We start from the raw sequence: 16,756 nt of genomic DNA, 5'->3' as shown, positions 1-16,756 counted from the left end.
ACCGCCGTCTTCCATGGCAGCTTCTCAGGGGGTTACCCGATTCCCGCGCGGAGGCATCTGGGACCGGGGTCACTCCTTGTTCAGGGTGTAGTTCTTGCGTTCTCCGGGCTGGCCGACGGGTTTCTGCTCTCCGTTCACCCAGACGTCGCAGGCGGACGCGTCGTAGATCACCGCGTTGATGCGCGGCTGGTCGTACTGCCGCGCCTCGTTCTTCTTCAGCGTCTCGTCGCTGAGCACGGTCATCGCGTCGCCCGGCACCGACACGAAGATCTTGCACGCGTCGGTGCGCGCCCGGACGACCAGCGTGTTGGTCGCGACGCCGGGCGGGGCCTGCGCGCCGCCGCCCGCGGGACTGGACGTCGTCGCCGTGGGGGAGGGGCCGGGCCCCTCCTTCATCATGCCGACGATGAGCGCGGTTGCGCCGATGCCGCAGGAGGCGACGGTCGCGCCGATGAGCCCGATCACGACCATCAGCCGGTAGCGCGGCGTCGCCGGCCGGCGTCCCGACCGGGGACCCGCCAGGGCGCGTTCGAGCCGGTCGACCGCGCGGGCGTGGCTGAGGCGGCGGGTCGGGTTCTTCTCCAGCAGCCCGATGATCACCGGTGCGAGCGCGCCGGCGTTCTGCGGGGAGGGGGTCGACTCGTTCGCCAGGGCGCTCAGCGTCGCCATGACGTTGTCGCGCTCGAACGGCGGGTGGCCCTCCAGCGCGGCGAACAGCGTCGCGCCGAGCGACCACAGGTCGGACCGCGGGGTGGCCTTCTCCCCGGCGGCGACCTCGGGCGCGACGTACGCGGGCGAGCCCATGAAGTGGCCCGTCTTCGTCAGGCTGGCCGAGCCCGAGGAGAACGCGAGGCCGAAGTCGGTGAGGACGACGCGGTCGCCGTCCAGCAGCACGTTGCTGGGCTTGAGGTCGCGGTGCACTATGCCGGCCTTGTGCGCGGTGTTGAGGGCGTCCAGGAGGGCACGGCCGATGTGCGCGACGCGTTCGGGCGGCAGCGGCCCCGAACGTTCGAGGAGGTGTTCGAGGCTGGGCGCCTCGATCATCTCCATCACGATCCAGGGACGACCCTGTTCGATGACCACGTCGTACACCTCGACGATCGAGTGCGTGCGCAGTTGGGCGGGCGCGCGCGCCTCTCGGAGGGTACGGCGGTAGAAGACCACCCGGTCGTCCTCGGAGAGGTCTTCGGGGAGGCGCAGCTCCTTGACCGCCACGGACCGATCGAGGAGCTCGTCATGCCCTCTCCAGACCGTGCCGTTGGCGCCCTGACCTATTTCCGAGACCAGCCGGTAGCGCGTCGCTAGAACGAGGCGCTCTGACTGTGACATGGCGGAAAAGATACCGGAGTGGCCAGGCGGTCATCGGGGAGACCTCGTTACCAACTTGGATTTTGGGCCGATAATGTGACCTACCGGCCAGAAACATAGGGAATGGGCGGCCGACGGCCCTCCCGCGGGGCTGTCAGCCGCTGCCGATCGTCAGCGCCTGCCGATGGTGAGGACGGGCCCGGTGGTGTCGGCGAAGAAGTCCTCGCCCTTGTTGTCCACCACGATGAACGCGGGGAAATCCTCCACCTCGATCCTCCAGACGGCCTCCATGCCGAGTTCCGGGTACTCCAGGACCTCCACCTTCTTGATGCAGTCCTGGGCGAGCCGGGCGGCGGGGCCGCCGATCGAGCCGAGGTAGAAGCCGCCGTGCTCCTTGCAGGCGTCGGTGACCTGCTTCGACCGGTTGCCCTTGGCCAGCATGACCAGCGAGCCGCCCGCGGCCTGGAACTGCTCGACGTAGGAGTCCATCCGCCCGGCCGTGGTCGGGCCGAAGGAACCGGACGCGTAGCCCTCCGGCGTCTTGGCCGGTCCCGCGTAGTAGACGGCGTGGTCGCGCATGTACTGCGGCATCGGCTCGCCCGCGTCCAGCCGCTCCTTGATCTTGGCGTGCGCGATGTCGCGGGCGACGACGAGCGGCCCGGTCAGCGACAGCCGCGTCTTCACGGGGTACTTGGTCAGTTCGGCCCGGATCTCGGCCATGGGACGGTTCAGGTCGATCGCGACCACCTGGTCGTCCAGATGATCGTCGGTGGTGTCGGGCATGTACTGCGCCGGGTCGGTCTCCAGCCGCTCCAGGAACACGCCCTCGGCGGTGATCTTGGCGAGGGCCTGCCGGTCGGCGCTGCACGACACCGCCATGGCCACCGGGCAGGACGCGCCGTGCCGCGGCAGCCGGATCACCCGCACGTCGTGGCAGAAGTACTTGCCGCCGAACTGCGCGCCGATGCCGAGCCTCTGCGTCAGCTCGAACACCTGGAGTTCCAGCTCCAGGTCGCGGAAGCCGTGGCCGAGCGGCGAGCCCTCGGTCGGCATCGTGTCCAGGTAGTGCGCGGAGGCGTACTTGGCCGTCTTCAGCGCGTGCTCGGCGGACGTGCCGCCGACCACGATCGCCAGGTGGTAGGGCGGGCACGCGGCCGTGCCGAGTGAGCGGATCTTCTCCTCCAGGAAGGACATCATCCGCGTCGGGTTCAGGACGGCCTTGGTCTCCTGGTAGAGGAACGACTTGTTCGCACTGCCGCCGCCCTTGGCCATGAACAGGAACTTGTACGCCTCGCCGGGCGTCGCGTACAGCTCGATCTGCGCGGGCAGGTTGCTGCCGGTGTTCTTCTCGTCCCACATGGTCACCGGCGCCATCTGCGAGTAGCGCAGGTTCAGCTTCGTGTACGCGTCGTACACGCCGCGGGAGATGTGCTCCTCGTCGCCGCCGTCCGTCAGGACGTGCTGGCCGCGCTTGCCCATCACGATCGCGGTGCCGGTGTCCTGGCACATGGGCAGGACGCCGCCGGACGCGATGCCCGCGTTCTTCAGCAGGTCCAGCGCGACGAAACGGTCGTTGGGGGACGCCTCCGGGTCGTCCAGGATCCGGCGGAGCTGCGCCAGGTGCGCGGGACGCAGCAGGTGCGCGATGTCGCGCATCGCGGTCTCGGTGAGCAGCCGGAGCGCCTCCGGCTCGACCTGCAGGAACGTCCGCCCGTTCGCTTCGAACGTGGAGACGCCGCCGGAGGTCAGCAGCCGGTAGTCGGTCTCGTCGGGTCCGAGCGGCAGCAGGTCGGTGTAGGAGAACTCAGGCATCTCAGGCAGATCCTCGCGCGATTCCGATGGGGGCCGGATCACAGGTTACGCACTCGCCGGCCGCGGGCGGACGGGGGGCGACGCGGGTGCGCAGGCCCACCGCGACCCCCGCCGCGACCAGCGCGGCCCCGGCCAGATCCGCCGGTCCGGGCCGGCCGTACCGAGCCCGCCGGGCGGGCGAGTGGCGATCAGGTTCATGACAAGGGACGCTATGACCCGCTTGGTACTGTAAACAGAGCCAATTCGACCTCGCGAACCCGGACCAATGAGATTCCCGTGACGCGCGGCCTCCCTCCCGGCGCTGAGTGTCATGTGACCGACCTTCATCTCCCCCTCGACCGGGCCACCGGACGGCTGGCGGCCCAGATCGCCGCCGGTTTCCGCTCGGCCGTGCGGTCCGGCCGGCTGACCGCGGGGACGCGGCTGCCGTCGAGCCGGGACCTGGCCCGCGACCTGGACGTCTCCCGCGGCGTCGTCGTCGCCGCCTACGAACAGCTGACCGCCGAGGGCTTCCTGATCGCGCGGCGCGGCGACGGCACCCGCATCGCGCCGCTGGCAAGGCCCGACGACGGCGCCCCCGTCGCGCCGCCGGCCGGGCTCGGCGACGGTGCCGCGCCACGGCCGCGCGGAGCCGCGCCCCCGTCGCCCGAGCCGCCCCCGTCGCCCGAGCCGCCGCCGGAGGCCGCGCTCCCGTACGACCTGTGGCCGAGCCGGCCCGACCTGTCCGCCTTCCCCCGCGAACGCTGGATCGCCGCCGCCCGCGCCGCGCTGCGCACACTCCCGCACGACGTGCTCACCTACCCCGACCCCGGCGGCGTGCCGGCCCTGCGCGCCGAACTGGCCGGATACCTCGCCCGCGTCCGCGCCGCCCACACCGGCCCCGGCCGCGTCGTGATCATGAACGGGGTGGCGCACGGGCTGTCGGCCCTACTGGGCCTGCTCCGCGCCGGCGGCCACACGACCCTCGCCGTCGAGGACCCGACCAGCGTCCGGCAGGTGCCCATGCTGGAGGCGTCCGGCCTCCGGATCGTCCGCGTCCCCGTCGACGGCGAGGGCGTGGACGTCGACGCGCTCGCCGGCACCGGGGCACGCGCCGTCCTCGTCACGCCCGCGCACCAGTACCCGACCGGCGTCGTCCTGTCCCCGGCCCGCCGCGCCGAACTGATCGCCTGGGTGCGAGGCGTCGACGGCCTGATCCTGGAGGACGACTACGACGCCGAGTTCCGCTACGACCGCGAGCCCGTCGGCTGCCTCCAGGGAGTCGACCCGGACCGCGTCGTCCTGCTCGGCTCGGTGAGCAAGTCCCTCGCCCCCGCACTGCGCCTCGGCTGGGCCGTCGCGCCACCGGCCATCGCCGCGCGCCTGTGTGAGCACCGCGAGAACACCGACCTCGGGGGACCCGTCCTGGAGCAGTACGCCTTCGCCGAGTTCCTGCGCGGCGGCGGATACGACCGGCACCTGCGCACGATGCGGCGGCGCTACCGGACCCGGCGGGACGCCCTCGCCGCCGCTTTGAACGAAAACCTGCCGGGCGCCACGGTTCACGGCGTCTCAGCGGGCATCCACCTCTATGTGGAACTACCCGCCGGACGCGGCGAGGACGAGATCGTGGCCCGCGCCGCACAAGCCGGAGTGTCCGTCGCGGGCGCCAGGCCCATGTGGTCCGCGGCCCGCGCGGGCCACGCCCCGCCGGCACTCGTCCTCGGCTACGCCAGGCTCACCGAAACCCGCCTGGTCGAGGCCGCGGAACTCCTTGGTCAAGCGGTTACTCACGGTGCTGAGGGGTAGGACAAGCATTCCCCGTGTAGGAGGTACGCATGAGTCTGGAAGAGGCCGCGCGGCAGCTGAAGATGGCCGGCCACGACGCGCAGGTGGCCTTCGACTGTGTCGGCCTTGGCGACCTCGAAAGGGCACAGGAGCACGCAGTGACCCTCCGGGCCGCGGCCGACGCCGCCGAAGTCGCCCTCAGCCGCGCCCTGAAGGACCTGACCCCGGAGCAGGCCATGACCGAAGGCGAGAAGGCCATCACGGCCATGGAGGACGCCTGATCCTCCAGGGGGCGCGCGTCTGCCCGTTCACCGGTGGCTGAGGTTCAAACTGTGCTGACGTGCAGACTGTGCTGACGTTCAGACTGTGCTGACGTTCAGACTGTCGGGCGTTCCATGGCGGGGGCGTCCGGTCGGGCGCCTTTCACCGGAACCGGGGCGAAGCCCTTCGCGGTGACGAATACGACGAGGATCAGGGCCGTGGGGGCGATGAACGCCAGGCGCAGGCCGTTGTCGGCGCTGAGGGGGGCGATGGCGCCGACGATGGCGGCGCCCAGGACGAACCCGACGTAGTTGAAGATGTTCACGCGGGCCACGGCGACGCCCAGCCCGGTCGGGTCGACCCGCCCGGCGGCGGTGAAGCAGACCGGGGCGATCACGCTGAGACCGAGCCCGGCGACCGCGAACGCGGCGATGGCGAACGCCGCGTTCGGCGCGGCGACCACGCCCACCATGCCGATGATGCCGACCGCGCCGCCGAGCCGCACGACCCGCACGGGACCCGAGCGGCGGACGGCGAGGTCGGCGACGCCGCGGCTGATCACCATGGCGACCTGGTACGCGACGTAGCCGAGCGGCGCGACCCAGTCGGCGCCGGACAGTTCGTCGTCGATGTAAATGGCGCCGTAGTTGGAGATGGCCGCGTCGGCGAGGTAGGCGACGGCCATCGCGGCGCCCACGATGAGGATCGGACGCCAGGGGACGCTGCGTCCCGCGGCCTTCAGTTCGGCGGCGGTCGGCCCGTCGCCCTCCTCGGCGCGGCGGTAGAGGCGGTGGCCGGTGGCGGCGGAGGCGGCGACCGCGACGGCGGCGGCGATCGTGAAGCACGCGAACAGCGGCAGGTCGATCTTGTTGGAGAGGGCCGCCCAGAGGCCGCCGAGGATGCCGGCGACGCTCCACACCGCGTAGAAGCCGGTGATCAGGCTGACCCCGTACCGGCGTTCGACCGCGACCGCCTGCGCGTTCATGGAGGCGTCCACCGCGCCGACGAACAGGCCGAACGCGGCGACGGCGACGTACAGGGCGACGTCGTTGTCGCCGGTGAGACCGATCAGCGCGATCGTGACGGCGACCGCGGGCTGCGACACCCGCAGCACCGGCCCGCTGCCGAACCGCTGGAACAGGGCACCGGACGCGACGCTGCCCACCCCGGCGACCAGCGGGACCATCAGCAGCACCAGCGAGAGCGTGGCGTCGCTGAGGTGGTGGGCCTTCTGCATCTGCGGGACCTGCGTCACGAGCGACGCGAAGCAGAGCCCCTGGACGGCGAACGCCGTGTAGGCGGCGAACCGGGCCTGCCGGTCCCGCGCGGTGATTCCCTTGCTCATGGCCCGGCTCCTCTGCGCCAACGAACGTGAGGAAGATTCGCGTCAGCGTAGAGACAGCGGACGTCCCTGGTCAATGGCGGGTCGTCGCGTCCCGCCCGTCAGTCGATGAGGCGTTTGCGCATGCCGCGGACGGCGATGACCCACATCAGGGCCGCGAAGAGCACCAGAGCGCCGAGGTGCCCGAGATCGGCCAGCGGGTCCAGGCCGAACACCGCGTCCCTGACCAGCTCGACGCAATGGTAGAGCGGGTTGAAGTAGGAGACCTTCTGCGCCCAGTCCGGCAGCGCGTCGACCGGGAAGAACGTCCCGGCGATCAGGAACAGCGGCGTCACCACGCCGGTGATCACGTAGTCGAACGAGTTGATGGACGGGACCACCGACGACGTCCACGTCCCGAACAGCCCGAAACCGAGCGCGGTGAAGAACGTCACGAACGGGACGAGCAGCATCCCGAACGAAGGGTCGAGGCCGAAGAACAGCGCCACCACGAGCGGCGTGCACGAGTACACCGCCGACTTGGCCGCGATCCACAGCGCCTCGGCCGTCACCAGCTCGTGGACGTCCACGGGCGTGGTGAGCATCGCGTCGTAGGTGTGCTGGAACACGCGCCTGATGTAGCCGTTGAACATGCCCGGGAACACCGATGTGAACAGCGCCGCCACACCGACGACGCCGGTCGCGACGAAGTCCAGGTACCGGTAGTCGCCGATCACCGCGATCATCGAGCCGAACCCGTAGCCGAAGGCGAGCAGGAAGAACGTCGGCTCCACCATCGAGGCGAACGACTGCGACTTCCAGTACCGCTTGTAGAGGGCCAGCTCGTGCCGCCAGATACCTGCCACCGGCGCGAACTCGAAGCGCCGGAGCCGCGGCGCCCGTTCCACCTGGACGCTCATTCCCGCTCCCTGCGGGGGGGCGACCCCCGCGCCCCCCGGTTCGCTCCGCTCATTCCCGCTCCCTGCGGGGGGGCGACCCCCCGCGCCCCCCGGTTCGCTCCGCTCATTCCCGCTCCCTGCGGGGGGGCGACCCCCCGCGCCCCCCGGTTCGCTCCGCTCATTCCACACGCTCCCCGGTCAAAACGACGAACACGTCTTCGAGGTTGGCGGCGCGGCGCACGCCGTCCGGGCCGAGCTCGTCCTCCAGGGACGGCGGGATGGTCTCGGCCTTCAGCACCGACACCGACGGGCCGGTGCGGCGCGTGGACAGCCCGGCGCCCTTGGCGATCCGCTCCACCTCCGTCAGCCGGTCGGGCGGCCCGTGGTGCTCGACGACCCGGTCGCCCGCGTACTCGGCCACCAGCGCCGACGGGGAGCCCCGGGCGATGACGCGGCCGTGGGACATCAGCGCGCACTCGTCGGCGAGCCGCTCGGCCTCCTCGATGTAGTGCGTGGACATCAGGACGGTCGTGCCCCTGGCGCGCAGCCCGTCGATCAGCCCCCACAGCTCGGCCCTGACCTGCGGATCGAGCCCGACGGTCGGCTCGTCCAGCAGCACCAGCGCGGGACTGTGCACCAGCCCGCGCGCGATCAGCAGCCGCCGCCGCATGCCGCCGGACAGGTCGTCGACCTTGGTGCGCTGCTTCCCGGTCAGGTGCGCCAACGCCAGCGCGTCGTCCACCGCCTGGCGCCGTGACCGGCGCGGCACCCGGTACAGGTGCGCGAACACCTCCAGGTTCTCCCGGGCCGTCAGCTCCTCGTCGAGGTTGTCCTGCTGCGGGACGACGCCCATCACGGCCCGCGCGCGCTTGGACTCCCGCGGAACCTGAAAGCCCAGCACGCGGATGGCGCCCTCGTCGGCGATCGCCTGCGCGGTCAGCATCTTCATCGTGGTCGACTTCCCGGCGCCGTTCGGGCCGAGAAGCCCCATGCAGGCCCCCGCGGCCACCTCGAGGTCGAGCCCGTCGACGGCGGTGAAGTCGCCGAAGCGCTTGACGACGCCGCGAAGGCTGATCGCCGGCGCCGCGCCGGGATCCTGCCGGGCAGGCTCGACCTGGGCACGTTGCAACGTCATAACCCTCACAGTACGAAGAAAGCCGGAGACGACCCCAACGGTTTTCCGGGCGGGGCCACGCCGCCCGGCGGTTAATCTCTAGGTGTGGACGTCCCCCATCGCCCGGCCGCCGAAAAGGTGACACGCGTGCGCGACCTGCGCGCGTCCGACGCCGACCGGGAACGCGTCGTCGCCGTCCTCGGCGAGGCCCTCGCGGACGGCAGGCTCACCATGGACGAGCACGGCGACCGCACCTCCCTCGCGTACGCCGCCCGCACCCTCGGCGAACTCACCGGCCTCACCGGCGACCTCAGCCCCGAGGAGGCGCAGCCCATCCTCGTGGACGACCGCCCGGTCTCGGTGTTCTTCGGCCGCACCCGCCGCGACGGACGCTGGGTCGTCCCGGTGAAACTCCCGCTGGTCGCCCTGTTCGGAACGGTCGAGCTGGACCTGCGAGAAGCCGTCCTGCAGCGCCGCCACATCGTGGTCGACTCCCTGATCCTCGGCGGCCGGATCCGCATCCTCGTCCCCGACGGGGTCCGCGTGGACGTCACCGGCCGCACCATCCTCACCACGCGGGACGTGCGCGCCCGCCCCGCGGCCGAGGGCCCGACCATCGAGGTCGCCGGCACCATGGTCTTCGGCTCCGTGCGCGCCCGCGCCCCCCGGCTCCCGCTGCGCACACGTTTCCGCAACCGCCTCACCCGCGGCGGGCGGAACGGTTAGACCGCCGTGTCGAAGTTGATCGCGCTGTAGGCGCGGAGCTTGTTCAGCTTGTGCTCGCTGGAGATCGACCGGATCGTCCCGCTGCGGGACCGCATGACCAGCGAATGCGTGACCGCCGTGCCCTTGTCGTAGCGGACCCCGTCGACCAGCTCGCCGTCGGTGATGCCGGTCGCGGCGAAGAACACGTCGTCCGAGGTCACCAGGTCGTCGGTGGTCAGCACCCGGCCCGGCTCGTGGCCGGCGGCCGCCGCCTTCTCCCGCTCCTCGTCGTCCTGCGGCCACAACCGGCCCTGGATCACCCCGCCCAGCGCCCTGATCGCGCAGGCCGCGATGATGCCCTCCGGGGTGCCGCCGATGCCGAGCAGCAGGTCCACGCCCGTGCCGGGACGGCACGCCATGATCGCGCCGGCGACGTCGCCGTCCATGATGAACTTGATCCGGGCCCCGGCCTCGCGGACCTCCTTGACGATGCCCTCGTGGCGCGGCCGGTCCAGGATGCAGACGGTCACGTCGTTGGGCGAGGAACCCTTGGCCCGCGCGATCGCGCGGATGTTGTCGGCGATCGAACGCTCGATGTCGACCACGTCGGCCGCCTCCGGGCCCGTCACGAGCTTCTCCATGTAGAACACGGCGGACGGGTCGAACATCGACCCCCGCGGCGCCACCGACAGCACCGCGATCGCGTTGTTCATGCCGAGCGCGGTCAGCCGCGTCCCGTCCACCGGGTCGACGGCGACGTCGCACTCGGCGCCGGAGCCGTCCCCGACCTGCTCGCCGTTGAACAGCATCGGCGCGTGGTCCTTCTCACCCTCGCCGATGACCACGACGCCCTTCATGGACACCGTGTTGATCAGCTGGCGCATGGCGTTGACGGCGGCGCCGTCGGCGCCGTTCTTGTCTCCCCGGCCGACCCAGCGGGCCGCGGCCATGGCGGCGGCCTCGGTCACCCTGACCAGCTCCATCGCCAGGTTGCGGTCCGGGGCCTCGGGCTCGGTCGTGAGCGGAGAGGAAACGGTGGTCTCATCGGACATGACGCGGTAGCCCCTTCGGTCGGTCGTGACTCGGATTCTCCGTGGACCGGACGCCCTGCCACAAATTGGACCAGACCAACCGGGCCGCGGGTCGTTCCGGCCGGTGAACATGTACCGCGTGAGGGCGAGATTTGACGGTCCCACGGGCAGGGGATCGTTTCCCCATGGGAGAGGGCGTAATCTCAGGCGTCATGAGCAGCCACATCGACGTCCCGTCCGGCGGGGTGACGCAGAACGGGGACGCGCGGCCCGCCGACGTCCCCGCGAGGACCTCCGACCGCGGGGCCGCCACGCGCGGCGCCCTCCTGGCCGCGGCGAGGGACGTCTTCTGTGAGTCGGGCTTCGCCCAGGCCGCGGTGACCGACATCGTCGCCAAGGCGGGCGCCAGCGTCGGCAGCCTGTACCACCACTTCAACGGCAAGGCCGACCTGTACCTGACGCTGTTCGAGGAGTTCCAGGCCGGGCAGCAGGAGCGGACCCGCGAGGCGATCAACGCCGTCCGGGACGCGGGCGAGACCGACCCGATGCGGCAGTTCATCGCCGGTGCGGGCGCCTACCTCAACGGCTGCCTGGAGGAGCGGGACGTCGCCCGGCTCTTCATCTCCGGCGACGGGCCGCCCGGCTTCGACCGCGTCATGCGGCAGCGGCTCAACAAGTGGGCGCGCCGCAACGCCGCCCTGTTCCACACCGCCGACGGCGGTGTGGACGAGGCCCTGGTCATGGTGCTGACCGGCGCGATGGCGGGCGCCGTGTCGGAGATCTCGCTGATGGACGACGAGGACGCCGCCCGCAAGCTCGCCGACGAGATCATGAGCATCGTCGGCACGATCAGGAACCCCCGTACCGAGCAGCGCTGAGCGTGCGGGATCCTGGAGGGGTGACCGACAAGACCCCATCCTCCGTCCCGGAAGCCGAGGACAGCCCGCACGAGCAGGACGTGCCTGCGGGGCGGCCCGTGGTGCAGGTGAGTCCCGCCGTGCACAAGCGGCTGACCACGGGGCTCGGCGGCTTCGCGCTGGCGATGGCCGCATGCCTGGTGCTCGTGCTGGCGATCTACGCCGTCACGCCCCGCAGCGACGAGGAGGTCCTGCCGACCGTCGACTACAGCTCGCAGCTGTGGGCGATGGCCAACGACGCGCCGTACACCGCGTACGCGCCCGAGGGGCTCCCCGCGACCTGGCGTCCCACCAGTTCCCGGCTGCACGGCCTCGGCGACGGCGGCGGCGAGCCGGTCGCCTGGCACCTCGGGTTCCTGACGCCCGGCGACCAGTACGCGGCGCTGGAGCAGAGCGACGAGAAGGCGTCCGATTTCGTCCCGCGCATGGCCAACAGCAGCAAGCCGACCGGCACGATGCAGGTGAACGGCCAGACGTGGACCAAGTACCACCGCAAGGACAAGCACGCCAACTCCCTTGCCCTCACGCTGCCGGACGGGCCGAGCCTGGTGGTGACCGGCACGGCGACCTACCAGGAACTCGCGATCCTGGCGGGCTCGCTCAAGCCGCAGACCGGCAAGGACACGCCTCTCGTCCCCTCGGGCGCGGCCACGCCGCGCTCCTGACGAGGCTCAGAACGGCGCTCCGGCCTCGTCCTCGCCGGGCCGGGCCATCGCCGCGGCCAGCCTCGCCCGCGCGCCCTCCAGCCACTCCTCGCAGATCGCGGCGAGCTTCTCGCCCCGCTCCCACAGGGCGAGGGACTCCTCCAACGTCAGCCCGCCGGTCTCCAGCCGCTTGACGACATCGGCCAGCTCGTCCCGTGCCTGCTCGTACGACGGCTTGTCCGCCGCCGCCTTCTCGTCCGCCATCGCCCCACCCTTTCATCCTTGGGGGACAACCCCCATATCCCCGGAAGCGTTCAGGACGCGTCGCGGTCGGCGACCGTGACGCCGAGACGGCCGTCCGCCAGCCGGACGTGGAGGCGCTCACCGTCCTTGACCGCCGCGGACTCCCGCACGACCGACGCGTCCTCCCGCTGGACGATCGCGTACCCGCGCTCCAGCGTCGCGGCGGGCGACAGGGCCAGCAGCCGGGCGCGGGTGTGCGACAACTCGTCCCCGGCCCGGTCCAGCGCGCCGGACAGGCAGCGCCGCGTCCGGTCGCGCAGCGCGAGGACCTGCTCCGACTGCCGCTCGACCTCCCGCACCGGGTCGGCCAGCGCCGGCCTCGACCGGATCGCCTTCAGCCATGCCAGTTCCCGTTCCACGCCGCCCGCCAGGCAGCGCCGCCCGCGGTCGCGCAGCTGCCGGACGAGCTGAAGCTGCTCACGCACGTCCGGGACGGTCTTCTTCGCCGCGTCGGTCGGGGTGGACGCCCGCACGTCCGCGACCAGGTCCAGGATCGGCGCGTCCTGCTCGTGCCCGATCGCGCTGACCACCGGTGTGCGGGCCGCGGCGACCGCGCGGACCAGCGCCTCGTCCGAGAACGGCAGCAGGTCCTCCATCGCGCCGCCGCCCCGCGCGATGACGATCACGTCGATCTCGGGGTCGGCGTCCAGCGCCCGCAGCGCCTCCATCACCTCGCCGACCGCGTACGAACCCTGCACCGCGGTGTTCTCCACCCGGAACGCCACCGCCGGCCACCGCCGCCGCGCGTTCTCCAGGACGTCGTGCTCGGCGTCGGAGTCACGCCCGGTGATGAGCCCGATCCTGCCGGGCAGGAACGGCAGCGGCCGCTTGCGTTCGGGGCGGAACAGGCCCTCGGCGGCCAGCACCCGCTTGAGCCGCTCCAGCCGGGCCAGCAGCTCGCCGACGCCGACCGGCCTGACCTCCAGGGCGCTCAGCGAGAACGTCCCCCGGTTGATCCAGAAGTCGGGCTTGGCGTGCACGACGACGCGGGCGCCGTCGGTCACCACCGGTCCGCCCCGGGCGTTGGGGGCCGTCCCCCCGCCGGGGACCAGCTCGGCCGCCTCGAACACCGCGCGCGGGCCGACGACCCGCACCGACATGTTCGCGACGGGATCGCGCAGCGTCAGATAGACCGTTCCGCCGCGGGCGTTGATGTCGGTGATCTGGCCTTCGACCCAGATGCGGCCGAGCTTGCCGATCCAGCCGCTCACGGCCTGCAGGACCGTCCGCACGGGAACGGGCGATTCGGCCGAGGTCTCCATTGCCATGCGGGCAGCCTACGGTGATGTCCGTGACTCCGAGGAGAGTGACCTTGACCGTGTCCGACCGTGAGCTCGCCGAGGGGCTCAACCAGCGGCTCCGCGACGTCGTGCTGATGCTGCGCCGGGTCAGCGCCGACCAGCCGATCACCAGCCAGCAGCTGTCCGTTCTGGGCTCCCTGGAGAACGGGCCGCGCCGGATGACGGAACTGGCCGCCGAGCACGGCGTCCGGCTCCCGACCATGACCGCCCAGATCAACCGGCTCGAGCGCGACGGGCTCGTCACGCGCGGCCGGGACGGCGCCGACGCCCGCGTCGTCACCGCCGGCCTCACCGAAACGGGACGCGACCGGCTGGCCGCCGGGCGCGAACGCAGGATCGGATTCCTCGCGGAACGGCTCGCGCACCTGACGGACGAGGAGCGTGCGGCGGTCGCCGAGGCGCTGCCCGCCCTGGGCAAGCTCTTCGGCACGCCGTGAACCCGTGGGCGGGAGCCGCCCACGCATGCGAAAGGCCCCCGGTCTGCCGGGGGCCCTTCTCAGGTCGTTGTGCTCAGCGGAGGCCGTTGAGCTTCGCGATACGGCGCTCGTACATGCGGATGACGTCCTCGCGGGCGGCGTGCTTGCGCTCGTACTCGCGCAGCAGCTTCACCTGGTCGATGGTCAGGCCTCGCAGGCGTGCCCGCAGCTGCGGCAGCGTGGCGCTGTCGTAGTCCGGGACGGGCAGGTCCTCCGCGATGTGCTCGGCCTCGGCGGGCGCGGCGGGCTTGGACTCGGGCTTCGGCTCGAACGCCGCGTCGTCCCCGGCCTTCGCCGCGTCCTTCGTCTTCGCGTCGTCCTTCGCCTTGGGCTCCGCCTTCGCCTTGGGCTCGGGCTTCGCCTTGGGCTCGGGCTTCGCCTTGGGCTCGGGCTTCGCCTTGGGCTCGGGCTTCGCCTTGGGCTCGGGCTTCGTCTTGGCCTTCGGCTCGGCCGCAGGCCGGCCGGCGGGCTTCTCGGCCGGCTTGGGCTTGGCGGGCTCGGCGGCCTTCGGGCTCGGCGCGGGCTGAGCCTGCGGTGCGGGCTCCGGCTTCGGCTCGGCCGGCGCGGGCTTCGGCGCGGGCTCGGCGAAGGGGCCGGCCTTGTCCGCCGGGTCGGTCTTGTCGGCAACGCCTGTCTTGTTGGAAACACCGTTCGCGTCCGCGGGGACGCCCGGCTCCGCCCGGTGCTTGCCCGGTGCGGCGGGCTTCGGCGGCTTCGGCGGAGGCCCCGGGCGGGTGTGCTTGGGCGTGTGGCGCGCCGCGGCTCCGGGCTTGCCGATCGTGATCTCCTCGCCGGCCTTCCGCGCGGTCGCCGTCCCCGGCCGGCTCCGGCGGACGGGCTCGGGCTCGGCCTCCTCGCCGCGGACGCGCTCCGTCACCCGGCCGAACAGGTTCTCGGCGGTGTTCTGCACGTCGTCGCGCAGCCGTCCGAGCACCGGCTTCACGCCGCCGCCCTCGGTGATCTCCTTGTAGTCCCGGGTCACCCGGTCACCGAGCAGCAGCGCCCGGCCGACCCCGAACATGGCCAGCCGGACGGCGTGCAGCGGAAGGTCGCGGACCTGTTCGCCCACCGTGTCCTGGACCTGCTGCTTGAGGCGGCGCGGCGATCTCGTCATCGTCTTTCCTCTTCCTTGCCGTCCTGATCACCGGATCGGGTCATGCGGCTTCGTCTCGTCGAACCTCACTCTGCCCCATGGTGCGAGTGCGGTCACCTCGGGTTAATGGATTTCTGTCCAAAAGCCGCGTGCGGTGGGTCACACGCGTGTACGGCCCCCCGGCGGTCACTCGTACGATAGAGGCATGACCGCCAACAGCCAGCGCCGTGTCCTGCTCGCAAAGCCGCGTGGTTACTGCGCGGGCGTCGACCGCGCCGTGGAGACGGTCGAGATCGCCCTGGAGAAGTACGGGGCCCCGATCTACGTCCGCAAGCAGATCGTCCACAACGTCCACGTCGTCAAGACGCTGGAGGAACGCGGCGCGATCTTCGTGGACGAGACCGAGGAGGTCCCCGCGGGCGCGATCGTCGTCTTCTCCGCGCACGGCGTCGCGCCGTCCGTGCACGAAGAGGCCAGGGGCCTGGACCTGCGCACCATCGACGCGACCTGCCCGCTGGTCACCAAGGTCCACAAGGAGGCCGTGCGGTTCGCCGCCGACGACTACGACATCCTGCTGATCGGCCACGAGGGCCACGAGGAGGTCATCGGCACCACCGGCGAGGCCCCCGACCACATCCACCTCGTGGACGGCCCCGGCGACGTCGCCAACGTCAACGTCCGCGACCCCGAGAAGGTGGCGTGGCTGTCGCAGACCACGCTGTCGGTGGACGAGACCATCGCCACCGTCGAGAAGCTCCGTGAGCGGTTCCCCAAGCTGATGGACCCGCCGTCCGACGACATCTGCTACGCCACGCAGAACCGGCAGACCGCAGTGAAGGACATGGCCGCGCAGTCCCAGCTCGTCATCGTGGTCGGCTCCACGAACTCGTCCAACTCCGTCCGCCTGGTCGAGGTGGCCAAGGAGCACGGAGCCGACGACGCCCACCTCGTCGACTACGCCGAGCAGATCGACCCCGCCTGGCTGGAGGGCGTCACCACTGTCGGCGTCACCAGCGGCGCCTCCGTCCCGGACGAGCTGGTCCAGGGCGTCCTGGCCTGGCTGTCGGAGCGGGGCTTCGGCGAGGCGGAGGAGATCGAGTCCGTCGAGGAGCACATGCGCTTCTCGCTCCCGAAGGAACTCCGCAAGGACCTCCGGATCACCCCGGTCTGAACGGCCGGTCCGCATCCGGCGGGTCAGTCCACGTCGCCGTGGTGGAGGCGGCGCTCCTGCGTCGTGGTGGGGGACTCGTCCCACCGGACGGGGTTCTCGTTCTCCTCCTTCTCGAAGAGACGGATCCCGGCGAGCTTGTCCCGCAGCTCTCTGACGTTCGTCATCAGCCCGCGGGCCAGGCAGATCCCCGCCACCAGCAGCGTGCCGAAGAACAGCCACGGCGCCGTCGACGCGAGCGTGGTGAGCAGGCCGACGGTGATGCCGCGCACCAGCGACCCGTTCCCGAGCGTGGTGGCGAACTCGACCGCGAACGCCGCCGCGAAGAAGACCAGCGGCGGGCTGACGACGAGCGTGAGCAGGTCGGCGGGACGGGTCGCGAACGCGGCGAGCGCGCAGCCGATCGCGAACCCGGCGCCGGCGAGCAGCGGCACGCCGAACCAGCGCGACAGCAGCCCGCACACCACCCCGGTGCCGAACATGACGACGATGCCGCCGCGTCCGGTCAGGGTGATCGGGCTCACCGGCGAGGCGGCCGAGTGCGGTCGCGGGGAGTGCTCTCGCGGGGAGAACGCGCCGCGCCGACCTCGCACTGGACCCCCAGATGCCGGCGACGTCCCGCTGGGCGCGTCGCGT

General features: G+C 71.7%; 17 protein-coding genes. 7 read left to right on the top strand and 10 right to left on the bottom strand.

The window, feature by feature from the left end; all coding sequences use genetic code 11:
* Window positions 1-69: 69 nt before the first annotated feature.
* Window positions 70-1,329: a serine/threonine-protein kinase gene (locus ACGFIS_RS04985; protein WP_392900337.1), complete on the bottom strand. Its 1,260-nt coding sequence runs from the start codon at window positions 1,327-1,329 to the stop codon at window positions 70-72.
* Between the two features lie 150 nt (window positions 1,330-1,479).
* Entirely contained in the window at window positions 1,480-3,120 is a 1,641-nt protein-coding gene (locus ACGFIS_RS04980; RefSeq protein WP_392969617.1) for a fumarate hydratase, read from the bottom strand.
* Window positions 3,121-3,432: 312 nt separating this feature from the next.
* On the opposite strand from ACGFIS_RS04980, the gene ACGFIS_RS04975 reads away from it, so the two are divergent.
* Together ACGFIS_RS04975 and ACGFIS_RS04970 are read left to right on the top strand one after the other, a co-directional pair.
* Window positions 3,433-4,908: a PLP-dependent aminotransferase family protein gene (locus ACGFIS_RS04975; protein WP_392969614.1), complete on the top strand. Its 1,476-nt coding sequence runs from the start codon at window positions 3,433-3,435 to the stop codon at window positions 4,906-4,908.
* 29 nt (window positions 4,909-4,937) lie between these two features.
* Window positions 4,938-5,168 (top strand): hypothetical protein, encoded by a 231-nt coding sequence (locus ACGFIS_RS04970; protein WP_392900345.1) that lies wholly within the window; start codon window positions 4,938-4,940, stop codon window positions 5,166-5,168.
* A gap of 95 nt (window positions 5,169-5,263) precedes the next feature.
* On the opposite strand, the gene ACGFIS_RS04965 is transcribed toward ACGFIS_RS04970, so the two are convergent.
* The 3 genes from ACGFIS_RS04965 to ACGFIS_RS04955 all read right to left on the bottom strand — a co-directional run bounded on the left by ACGFIS_RS04965 (window position 5,264) and on the right by ACGFIS_RS04955 (window position 8,503).
* Entirely contained in the window at window positions 5,264-6,493 is a 1,230-nt protein-coding gene (locus ACGFIS_RS04965; RefSeq protein WP_392969611.1) for an MFS transporter, read from the bottom strand.
* A 98-nt stretch (window positions 6,494-6,591) separates the two neighbouring features.
* The gene (locus tag ACGFIS_RS04960) at window positions 6,592-7,389 is read right to left on the bottom strand and encodes an ABC transporter permease (RefSeq protein WP_392900351.1); all 798 of its coding nucleotides are present in this window, start codon (window positions 7,387-7,389) and stop codon (window positions 6,592-6,594) included.
* Between the two features lie 157 nt (window positions 7,390-7,546).
* Window positions 7,547-8,503, bottom strand: a complete 957-nt coding sequence (locus ACGFIS_RS04955; protein ID WP_392900354.1) for an ABC transporter ATP-binding protein — start codon at window positions 8,501-8,503, stop codon at window positions 7,547-7,549.
* A 126-nt stretch (window positions 8,504-8,629) separates the two neighbouring features.
* On the opposite strand from ACGFIS_RS04955, the gene ACGFIS_RS04950 reads away from it, so the two are divergent.
* Entirely contained in the window at window positions 8,630-9,208 is a 579-nt protein-coding gene (locus ACGFIS_RS04950; RefSeq protein ID WP_392969608.1) for a DUF1707 domain-containing protein, read from the top strand.
* Here the strand turns inward: ACGFIS_RS04950 and glpX are convergent.
* Window positions 9,205-10,239, bottom strand: coding sequence for a class II fructose-bisphosphatase (gene glpX, locus ACGFIS_RS04945; protein WP_392900360.1), 1,035 nt, complete (start codon window positions 10,237-10,239; stop codon window positions 9,205-9,207). The two genes, ACGFIS_RS04950 and glpX, sit on opposite strands and share 4 nt — an antisense overlap.
* A gap of 191 nt (window positions 10,240-10,430) precedes the next feature.
* Here glpX and ACGFIS_RS04940 point away from each other — a divergent pair, with 191 nt between their 5' ends.
* Complete coding sequence (locus ACGFIS_RS04940) at window positions 10,431-11,096, top strand: TetR/AcrR family transcriptional regulator (RefSeq protein WP_392900362.1); 666 nt, start codon at window positions 10,431-10,433, stop codon at window positions 11,094-11,096.
* A 20-nt stretch (window positions 11,097-11,116) separates the two neighbouring features.
* Window positions 11,117-11,800 carry a DUF4245 domain-containing protein gene (locus tag ACGFIS_RS04935; RefSeq protein ID WP_392969605.1) on the top strand — a complete coding sequence of 228 codons (684 nt, stop codon included), beginning with the start codon at window positions 11,117-11,119 and terminating at the stop codon, window positions 11,798-11,800.
* Between the two features lie 6 nt (window positions 11,801-11,806).
* On the opposite strand, the gene ACGFIS_RS04930 is transcribed toward ACGFIS_RS04935, so the two are convergent.
* Both ACGFIS_RS04930 and xseA read right to left on the bottom strand, forming a co-directional pair.
* Window positions 11,807-12,043 (bottom strand): exodeoxyribonuclease VII small subunit, encoded by a 237-nt coding sequence (locus ACGFIS_RS04930; protein WP_392900366.1) that lies wholly within the window; start codon window positions 12,041-12,043, stop codon window positions 11,807-11,809.
* A gap of 50 nt (window positions 12,044-12,093) precedes the next feature.
* Window positions 12,094-13,350 (bottom strand): exodeoxyribonuclease VII large subunit, encoded by a 1,257-nt coding sequence (xseA, locus tag ACGFIS_RS04925; RefSeq protein WP_392900368.1) that lies wholly within the window; start codon window positions 13,348-13,350, stop codon window positions 12,094-12,096.
* A gap of 50 nt (window positions 13,351-13,400) precedes the next feature.
* Here xseA and ACGFIS_RS04920 point away from each other — a divergent pair, with 50 nt between their 5' ends.
* Entirely contained in the window at window positions 13,401-13,820 is a 420-nt protein-coding gene (locus ACGFIS_RS04920) for a MarR family winged helix-turn-helix transcriptional regulator (protein WP_392901433.1), read from the top strand.
* Window positions 13,821-13,893: 73 nt separating this feature from the next.
* On the opposite strand, the gene ACGFIS_RS04915 is transcribed toward ACGFIS_RS04920, so the two are convergent.
* The gene (locus tag ACGFIS_RS04915; protein ID WP_392900370.1) at window positions 13,894-14,973 is read right to left on the bottom strand and encodes a hypothetical protein; all 1,080 of its coding nucleotides are present in this window, start codon (window positions 14,971-14,973) and stop codon (window positions 13,894-13,896) included.
* A 184-nt stretch (window positions 14,974-15,157) separates the two neighbouring features.
* On the opposite strand from ACGFIS_RS04915, the gene ACGFIS_RS04910 reads away from it, so the two are divergent.
* Window positions 15,158-16,123 carry a 4-hydroxy-3-methylbut-2-enyl diphosphate reductase gene (locus ACGFIS_RS04910; RefSeq protein ID WP_392900373.1) on the top strand — a complete coding sequence of 322 codons (966 nt, stop codon included), beginning with the start codon at window positions 15,158-15,160 and terminating at the stop codon, window positions 16,121-16,123.
* A 23-nt stretch (window positions 16,124-16,146) separates the two neighbouring features.
* On the opposite strand, the gene ACGFIS_RS04905 is transcribed toward ACGFIS_RS04910, so the two are convergent.
* Window positions 16,147-16,644, bottom strand: a complete 498-nt coding sequence (locus ACGFIS_RS04905; protein ID WP_392900375.1) for a DUF6542 domain-containing protein — start codon at window positions 16,642-16,644, stop codon at window positions 16,147-16,149.
* Window positions 16,645-16,756 lie beyond the last annotated feature (112 nt).

Origin of the sequence: Spirillospora sp. NPDC048824 (assembly GCF_043198455.1) — a bacterium.
Taxonomy (GTDB): Bacteria; Actinomycetota; Actinomycetes; order Streptosporangiales; family Streptosporangiaceae; genus Spirillospora.
Note: the sequence above shows the minus strand (reverse complement) of the source record. Positions and strands in the feature narration are given on the sequence as shown.